This is a genomic window from Streptomyces sp. CB02400, assembly GCF_001905725.1.
Taxonomy (GTDB): Bacteria; Actinomycetota; Actinomycetes; order Streptomycetales; family Streptomycetaceae; genus Streptomyces; species Streptomyces atrovirens.
Genome location: NZ_LIWB01000033.1, coordinates 24,688 through 33,660, shown reverse-complemented (window position 1 = coordinate 33,660; position 8,973 = coordinate 24,688). Strand labels below are relative to the sequence as shown.

Sequence of the window (8,973 nt, the reverse complement as noted above, 5' to 3'; positions counted from 1 at the left end):
TCCTCCCCGGCACCGGACTCCTCGAACTGGCCTGGACCGCAGCCACCGAAACCGGAGCCACCCGCGTCGACGAACTCACCCTCGCCGAACCCCTCCTCCTGCCCGAACCCGACGACAACAGCACCCACATACGACTCCAGGTCACCGTCGGCGCATCGGACGAATCGGGCCGCTGCGAGGTGGCCGTCTACAGCCAGCAGGAGGACGGCCAGGAGACCTGGACGTGCCACGCCACCGGTGTTCTCGGGGGCGCCGGGGCCGACGCCGGTCCTGAGGCCGTCGCTTCCGGGTCGTCGTCCGCGCTCGCGCAGTGGCCGGTGCCCGGAGCGGAGCGGGTGGAACTGGACGGTCTGTACGACCGGCTGGCGGGACAGGGCCTCGGGTACGGGCCCGCCTTCCAGGGGCTGCGGGAGCTGTGGCGCAAGGACGGCGTCGGATACGGCCTCGTCCGACTTCCCGAGGAGGTCGGTCCGGGTGAGTTCGGCGTGCACCCGGCGCTGCTCGACGCCGCCCTGCACACCCTCGCGGCGCTGCGCAGCACCGAAGAGGCCGTGATCCTGCCGTTCGAGTGGAGCGATGCCGAGCTGCGTTCGACCGGGCCCGGTGAGCTGCGGGTGCGGGTGGAGCTGGACGACGCCCAGACGTCGGCGCGGGTTCTCGCCGCCGATCCGGCCGGGAACGTCGTGGTGTCGGGGACGCTGGCGCTGCGCGAGGCGACGCGCGAGCAGATTCGCGGCGGCCGGTCCGCCCGGCATCTGTACCGGGTCGCGTTCACGCCGGCCCGTGCTCTGCGTGAAGTGCCGCACGAGGACCTGTGGGTGCTCGGCGGGTCGGGCGATCTCGCCCGCGCGCTCGGTGCCGATGCCGTACCGGACCTGGCGGCCGCGCTCGCCGGGCTCGGTGAGGACGAGCTGCCGCCCGCGCGAATCGTGGTGGACGCCACGGGCGCCGCTGCGGGTGGAGGCGTGGTCGACGCGGAGTCCGTCCGGGATGCCGCCGCGGCTGTTCTGGCGCAGGTTCAGGAGGTCGTCGCGGAGCCGCGTCTTGCCGGGGCCGAGGTGGTCTGGGTGACGCGTGGCGCTGTGGGTGAGGGCGCCTACGACCTGGTGCACGCGCCGGTGTGGGGCGTGGTCCGCGCGGCCCGGGCGGAGTACGCGGAGCGTTCGGTGCGTCTGGTGGATCTGGATGCCGGTGCGGTGGACGCCGAGCTGCTGGAGCAGGCGATCGCGGTCGAGGGAGAACCCGAGATCGCCCTGCGCGACGGCCGCATCCTGATCGCCCGCCTGACCCGCACCGACCAGCCCGCCGACATCGAAGCCCCGCGCTTCGACCCCGAGGGCACGGTCCTGATCACCGGCGGCACCGGCGAACTCGGCCGCCAGCTCGCCACCCACCTCGTCCAGCACCACGGCATCCGCCACCTCACCCTCACCTCACGCCGCGGCACCCACGCCCCCGGCACCAGCGACCTCGTCACCACCCTCACCCAGGCCGGAGCCGACACCGTCGACATCCACGCCTGCGACATCACCGACCACCACCAGACCGCCACCCTCATCAACAACCTCCCCCGCCCCCTCACCGCCGTCTTCCACCTCGCCGGCACCCTCGACGACGGCCTCATCACCACCCAGACCCCCCAACGCCTGGCCAAGGTCCTCGCCCCCAAAATCGACGGCGCCCTCCACCTCCACACCCTCACCACCGACCACAACCTCGCCGCCTTCGTCCTCTTCTCCTCAGCCGCCGGCATCCTCGGCGGCGCCGGACAAAGCACCTACGCAGCCGCCAACACCTTCCTCGACGCACTCGCCGAACACCGCCACACCCAAGGCCAAGTCGCCACCAGCCTCTCCTGGGGCCTGTGGGAACAGGCCGGCACCGGCATGACCGCCCACCTCGGCGACGCCGAACTCGCCCGCATGCGCCGCCAAGGCATCACCGCCCTCACCACACAACAAGCCCTCCACCTCCTCGACACCACCCTCACCGGCAACCACCCCCACACCATCCCGGTGAAACTCGAACTCACCACGTTGCAGCGGGACTTCGATCGTGACGGTGAGACGCGACCGTTGCTCCGGTCGCTGCTGCGTGCTCCGCGCAGGCGGGCCGTCGGCGTCGTCGAGGGCGGCACGCTGCGCGATCGACTCGCTCCGCTCTCCGACGACGAGCGGGGCAAGGAGCTGACCGCTCTCGTGTGCGGTGAGGCCGCCGTGGTGCTCGGCATCGCGGACGCCACGGCGCTCGGGGCGGACCAGGTGCTGAAGGACCTGGGCATCGACTCACTGATGGCGGTCGAGCTGCGCCGCCGACTGTCGGCCGAGACCGGGGTGTCGCTGCCGGCGACCCTCGCCTTCGACTACCCCACCCCCACCGCCATCGCCGGGCTCCTCCTCGACAAGCTCGCACTCGGCGGCGCGTCGAAGCCGACCACCACGCGTCGTGCCCGTCGCGGCACCGCCGAGGAACCCATCGCCGTGGTGTCGATGGCCTGCCGCCTGCCCGGCGGCATCGACACCCCCGAGGACTACTGGAAGCTGCTGGTCAGCGGTGGCGACGCCGTCGGTCCGTTCCCGAGCCGGTGGTCCGGACTCGATCTGTACGACCCGGACCCGGAGGCGGACGGCAAGTGCTACGCCCGTGAGGGCGGGTTCCTCGACGACATCGAGGGCTTCGACGCGGAGTTCTTCGGGATCACCCCGCGTGAGGCGCAGTCGATGGACCCGCAGCAGCGGATCATCCTGGAGACCGTCTGGGAGGCCCTGGAGCGGGCAGGCGTCCGCCCCGACACGCTCTCGGAGTCCCGCACCGGCGTCTACCTGGGCACCATGGGCTCCGACTACGGGAACCTGTACAACCACGACCTGGGCGGGCTCGACGGCTACCTGAGCACCGGCAACGCGAGCAGTGTGCTGTCCGGCCGGGTGTCGTACACCCTCGGTCTCCAGGGCCCGGCCCTGACCGTGGACACGGCGTGCTCGTCGTCGCTGGTCGCCACCCACCTGGGCGTGACCGCCCTGCGCAACGGCGAGTGCGAGACGGCGCTGGTCGGTGGCGTCACCGTCATGTCGACACCGGCGACGTTCGTGGAGTTCAGCCGTCTCAAGGGTCTGTCGGCCGACGGCCGCTGCCGGAGCTTCTCCGCCGATGCCGACGGTGCCGGCTGGGCCGAAGGCGCGGGCATCCTCCTCCTCAAGCGCCTCTCCGACGCCCAACGCGACGGCGACCACATCCTCGCCGTCATCCGCGGCAGCGCCGTCAACCAGGACGGCCGCAGCCAGGGCCTGACCGCCCCCAACGGCCCCTCCCAGCAACGCGTCCTCCAGGACGCCCTCACCGCCGCCCGCCTCACCCCCGACGACATCGACGCCATCGAAGCCCACGGCACCGGCACCAGCCTCGGCGACCCCATCGAAGCCGGCGCCCTCGCCGAAGTCTTCGGACCCACCCGGACAGCCGACCGACCGCTGCTTCTGGGTTCGTCGAAGTCGAACATCGGCCACGCCCAGGCAGCAGCCGGCGTCGCAGGCGTCATCAAGATGATCCTCGCCCTCCAGCACGACACCCTGCCGAAGACCCTCCACGCGGACGAACCCAGCCCGCACATCCAGTGGAACGAGTCCGGCCTGGAACTCCTCCAGGAAGCCCGCCCCTGGGAACGCGGCGAACGCCTCCGCCGAGCCGGCATCTCCTCCTTCGGCCTCAGCGGCACCAACGCACACGTGATCCTGGAAGAAGCACCCGCCGTCGAAGCGGCCGTGGCCACGGAGGCTCCGGAACTGCCGGTGCCGATCGTGGTGTCGGGCCGCAGCGAGGCGGCACTGCGGGAGCAGGCAGGCCGCTGGGCCAACTGGCTGGAGGCCCACGACGAGGTCCCACTCGTCGACGTGGCCACCACGGCCGCGCTGCACCGCACCCACTTCGACACCCGCGCCGCCGTCCTCGCCGCATCAACCGACGAGGCCGTGGTCGGACTGCGGGCGCTGGGCGGCGGCGCCTCGCACGCCGCTCTCGTCCGGGGCGAGGTGACCGGTGACGCCGGGCTCGGCGTCCTGTTCACCGGGCAGGGCAGCCAGTACGGCGGTATGGGGCGGCAGTTGTACGACGCCTTCCCCGCCTACCGCGCCGCGTTCGACGCGGTGTGCGCGGCCGTCGACCCGCATCTGGGAAGGTCCCTGGCCGAGCTGGTGTTCTCCGGCGGTGACGGCGGTGACGGCGGTGACGGCACCGGCGCGCTGATCCACGAGACCCGCTTCACCCAGCCCGCGCTGTTCGCGCTGGAGGTCGCTCTCTACCGGCTGTGGGAGTCGTGGGGCGTCACCGCGACGACCGTGGCGGGGCACTCCGTCGGTGAGTTCGCCGCGGCTCATGTCGCGGGGGTGCTGAGCCTTCAGGACGCGGCTCGGCTGGTCGTCGCCCGGGGGCGTCTCATGCAGTCCTGCCGCACCGACGGTGCGATGGTCTCCGTCGAAGCCGGCGAGGCCGAGGTGCTCGACGCGATCGGCGACCGTGCGGGCGTCGGCATCGCCGCCCTCAACACCCCGGCACAGACCGTCGTCAGCGGTCATGCCGACGCCGTCACCGCCCTCGCCGAGCACTTCGCCGGTCAGGGGCGGCGCACCCACCGGCTGACCGTGTCGCACGCCTTCCACAGCGCGCACATGGACGCGATGCTCGACGAGTACGCCGCCGTGGCCGCCGGCTGCGACTACCAGGCGCCCGCGATCCCGCTGGTGGACACGCGCACCGGCGCCTGGCACCCGGCCGGCACCGCCGAGGGTGAGGGGATCCGCTCGCCGGAGCACTGGGTGCTCCAGGTCCGTGAGGCGGTCCGGTTCACCGATGCCCTCGGCACGCTCGCGGAGCACGGCGTCCGGCGCTTCCTCGAATGCGGCCCCGCTCCCGCGCTCACGCACATGGGCACGCAGACGCTGAGCGTCGGTCACTTCACGCCGAGCATGCGCAACGCGGCCAAGGCGGGCGAGAGCGCGGCGGACGAGCCCCGTACGCTGCTGGCCGCGCTCGCCCGGCTGCACACGGCGGGCCACCGCGTGGACTGGTCCCGCACCCCGCTGCCCGCCTCGGGCGGCCCCGTCGCGCTGCCGACGTACGCCTTCCAGCGCACGCGTCACTGGAAGGAGCCGGCGCCGCGCGCGGATGTGCGCGGCTCGGGTCTGGGGCAGGGCAGCCACCCCTGGCTGCCCGCGACGGCGGTGCTGGCGGGCGGCGACGGACACCTGCTGTCCGGTGCCGTCTCCGCGGCCGAGCACCCCTGGCTGGCCGACCACGCCGTGTTCGACTCCGTGCTGCTGCCCGGCACCGGTCTGCTGGACCTGGCCTGGGCGGCCGCGCACACCGTGGGCGCCGCACGCGTCGCGCACCTCACGCTCGCCCGGCCCCTGGTCCTCGACGGATCCGCACGGACGCGGCTCCAGGTGCGCGTCGGCGAGCCGTCGGAGGAGGGACGGCGCACGATCGCCGTCTACAGCCAGCCCGAGGACGCCGTCGACCAGCAGGTGTGGACCCTGCACGCCGAGGGGGAGCTGGACGACGTCCGGGTTCCGGGCGGCGACGCGTTCGCCGAGCTGAGCGCCTGGCCCGTGCCCGGTGCGGACGGCGTGGAGCTGGACGGTTTCTACGACGGGATGGCGGCGAAGGGCGTCCGGTACGGGCCGGCCTTCCGCGGCCTGACCGAACTGTCCCGCCGGGACGGCGTCGCCTACGGGCGCGTCGTGCTGCCGGACGGTGACACCGCCGGCACGAGCGGGTTCGGGGTGCACCCGGCGCTGTTCGACGCGGCCCTGCACACCCTCGCGGGCACCACCCCGGACGGCGGGCAGGACACCGACGGCGACACGGTGCTGCTCCCGTTCGCCTGGACGGACGTCACGCTGTACGCGACGGGCGCCACCGAGCTTCGGGTGCGTGTCGAGCTGGAGCCGTCCGGCGAGGGCGAGGGCGGCGAGACCCGCGCGTCGGTGCTCCTCGCCGACGGCACCGGCCGGCCGGTGGCGTCGGCGCGCGGCCTGCGGTTGCAGCGTGCGAGCGCCGAGCAGCTGCGGGCCGGCGGGCGCGACACCGACCATCTGTACCGGGTGGAGTTCCAGCCGGTGGAGGCGGAGGCACTGCCCGCGTCCGGCGCCGACGGTGCGGCGGGCACCCTGGTCCTCGGCGACGGGGAGGGGCTCGTCGCACGGTCCTTGAACGCCCCGGCCTTCGCGGACCTCGACGGGCTCCTCACCGCCGACCCGGCGCCCCGGCGCATCGTGGTCGACCGCACACCGCGGCCGTCCGGCACCGCCGGGCCGTCCGCGGCCGAGCGGGCACACGCCACCGCGACCGGTGAACTCGCTCTGGTCCAGCGGTTGCTGGCGTCGCCGGCGCTGGTCGACACCGAGGTCGTGTGGGTGACCGGCGACGCGGTCAGCACCCGCCCCGACGACACGGTCGCCGCGCTCGGCACCGCTCCGCTGTGGGGTCTGGTCCGCTCGGTGCGGGCCGAGAGCCCGGAGCGGACGTGGCGTCTGGTCGACGTCGACGCGGACGCCGTGGTCCCGGAGCCGCTCGCGGCGGCGCTGGCCGTCACCGGCGAACCGGAACTGGCGCTGCGCGGCGAGATGGTGTTCGTCTCGCGTCTGGCACGGGCCGGTTCCGGCGGCACGGTGCGGGTGCCGGACGCCGGGGCGTGGGCCCTGGACGTGCGGGAGAAGGGCAGGCTCGACACGTTCGAGGCCGTGCCCCTCGACACGGCTGAACCGCTCGGCCCCGGCGAGGTCCGGGTCCAGGTGCGCGCGGCCGGTCTGAACTTCCGCGACGTGCTGAACGCCCTGGACATGGTGCACGCCCCGAAGTTCGGCCTCGAATGTGCCGGTGTCGTGCTGGAGGCGGGTGCGGAGGTGAGGCATCTGCGGGCCGGTGACCGGGTGATGGGCCTGGCCGTGGGCTCCTTCGGCACCGAGGTCCGCGCCGACGCCCGGGTCATGACCCCCATCCCCGACAACCTCTCGTACGCCCAGGCCGCGACCGTCCCCCTGACCTTCCTGACCGCCTACCACGGCCTGGTCGACCTGGGCGGACTGCGGGCGGGCGAGAAGATCCTCGTGCACGCCGCCGCCGGTGGCGTCGGCATGGCCGCCGTCCAGCTCGCCCGGCACTTCGGCGCCGAGGTGTACGGCACCGCCAGCGCCGGCAAATGGCCTGCCCTGCGCGCCATGGGCCTCACCGACGACCGCATCGCCTCCTCTCGCGACACCACCTTCGCCGACACCTGGAACGGCGTGCCCTTCGACGTCGTCCTGAACTCCCTCGCACGCGAGTTCGTCGACACCACCCTGACGATGCTGACCGACGGCGGCCGCTTCCTCGAGATGGGCAAGACCGACATCCGCGACGCCCACCAGGTCACCACCGACCACCCCGGCGTGCGCTACCAGGCCTTCGACCTCATGGACAGCGGCGCCGACCGCATCCAGGAGATGCTCCGGGAGATCACCGCGCTCCTGGCCGACGGCAGGATCCGTCCGCTGCCCCTGCACGCCTACGACGTCCGCGAGGCGCCCAGCGCGTTCCGGTTCATGGCGCAGGGCCGGCACACCGGCAAACTGGTCCTCACCCTGCCCCGGCCCCTGGACCCCGACGGCACCGCCCTCATCACCGGCGGCACCGGCGCACTCGGCCGGGCCCTCGCCGAACACCTCGTCCGCACCCACGGCGTACGCCACCTCGTCCTCACCTCCCGCCGCGGCCCCGACGCCCCCGGCGCCGACACCCTCATCGCCCACCTCACCGCCGCAGGCGCCACCACCGTGCGCATCGTCGCCTGCGACGTCAGCCGCCGCGACGACGTCGCCGCCGCCGTCTCCACGGTGGCCGCGGACCACCCGCTGACCGCGGTGGTGCATCTGGCCGCCGTTCTCGACGACGGCATCGCACGCAACCAGAACGCGGACCGGATGGCCGCGGTCCTCGCGCCGAAGGTGGACGGGGCGGTGCATCTGCACGAGCTGACCGCCGATCAGGATCTGGCCGTGTTCGCGCTGTTCTCGTCGGTGGCGGGCACGTTCGGGTCCCCCGGGCAGGTCAACTACGCGGCCGCGAACGCCTTCCTGGACGCCTTCGCCGCCTACCGCCGCACCCGCGGGCTGCCGGGGCTCAGCCTCGCCTGGGGGCTGTGGGACCAGGGCGGAGCGGGCATGACCGCGCACCTCGGCGAGGCCGAACTGGCCCGGATGCGCCGTGGAGGGGCCCGGGCCCTCGGTGTCGACGAGGGGCTCGCGCTGTTCGATGCCGCCCTGCGCCGGCCCGAGGCGCATCTGGCGCCGGTCAGGCTGGACCTGGCGGCGCTGGCGCGGCAGGAGGACGTGGCGCCGCTGCTGCGCTCCCTGGTGCGGCCGCGGCTGCGGCAGGCGGCGGCCACCGCGCCGCAGGGCTCGGACTTCCTCGACCGGCTCGCCGCCCTGGGCGAGACGGAGCGGTTCGAGACGCTCACCGAGTTCGTCCGTGGTGAGGTGGCGGCCGCCGTCGGTCTGCCGGGCGCGCACGCGGTGGCCGCGGAGAAGCCGTTGCAGGGTCTGGGCCTGGACTCGCTGATGTCCGTCGACCTGAAGAACCGCATCGCCGCCCGGACCGGTGCCGAGCTGCCCAGCACGCTGGCGTTCGACTACCCGACGCCGCGGGCGATCGCTGAGTTCCTCCTCGGCAGGCTGCGGCTCGGCAGCGCGGCACAGGACGGTCCGCCGCAGGACCCCATGGCCGCCGCACAGTGGGCCATCGGCAAGGCCGGTGCCACGCTGCTGCGGGAGAGCGGACTGCTCGCGCAGCTGCTCGACCTGGCCCGGGGCATGGACCTGCCGAAGCAGCGCGGTGCGAGCGACGTCCTCCGGGCGGCCGAGTCGCTCAGCGACTCGGACATCGACCGGGCCCTGGACCTCGTACTCGGCGACTTCGCCGCCTGACCGCTACCGATGATCA

The 8,973-nt window shown here is 73.7% G+C and carries 1 protein-coding gene; it reads left to right on the top strand.

The window, feature by feature from the left end; genetic code table 11:
* On the top strand, positions 1-8,957 hold an 8,957-nt coding region (locus AMK33_RS39380), incomplete at its 5' end, for a type I polyketide synthase (protein WP_143203916.1).
* Positions 8,958-8,973: the final 16 nt, after the last annotated feature.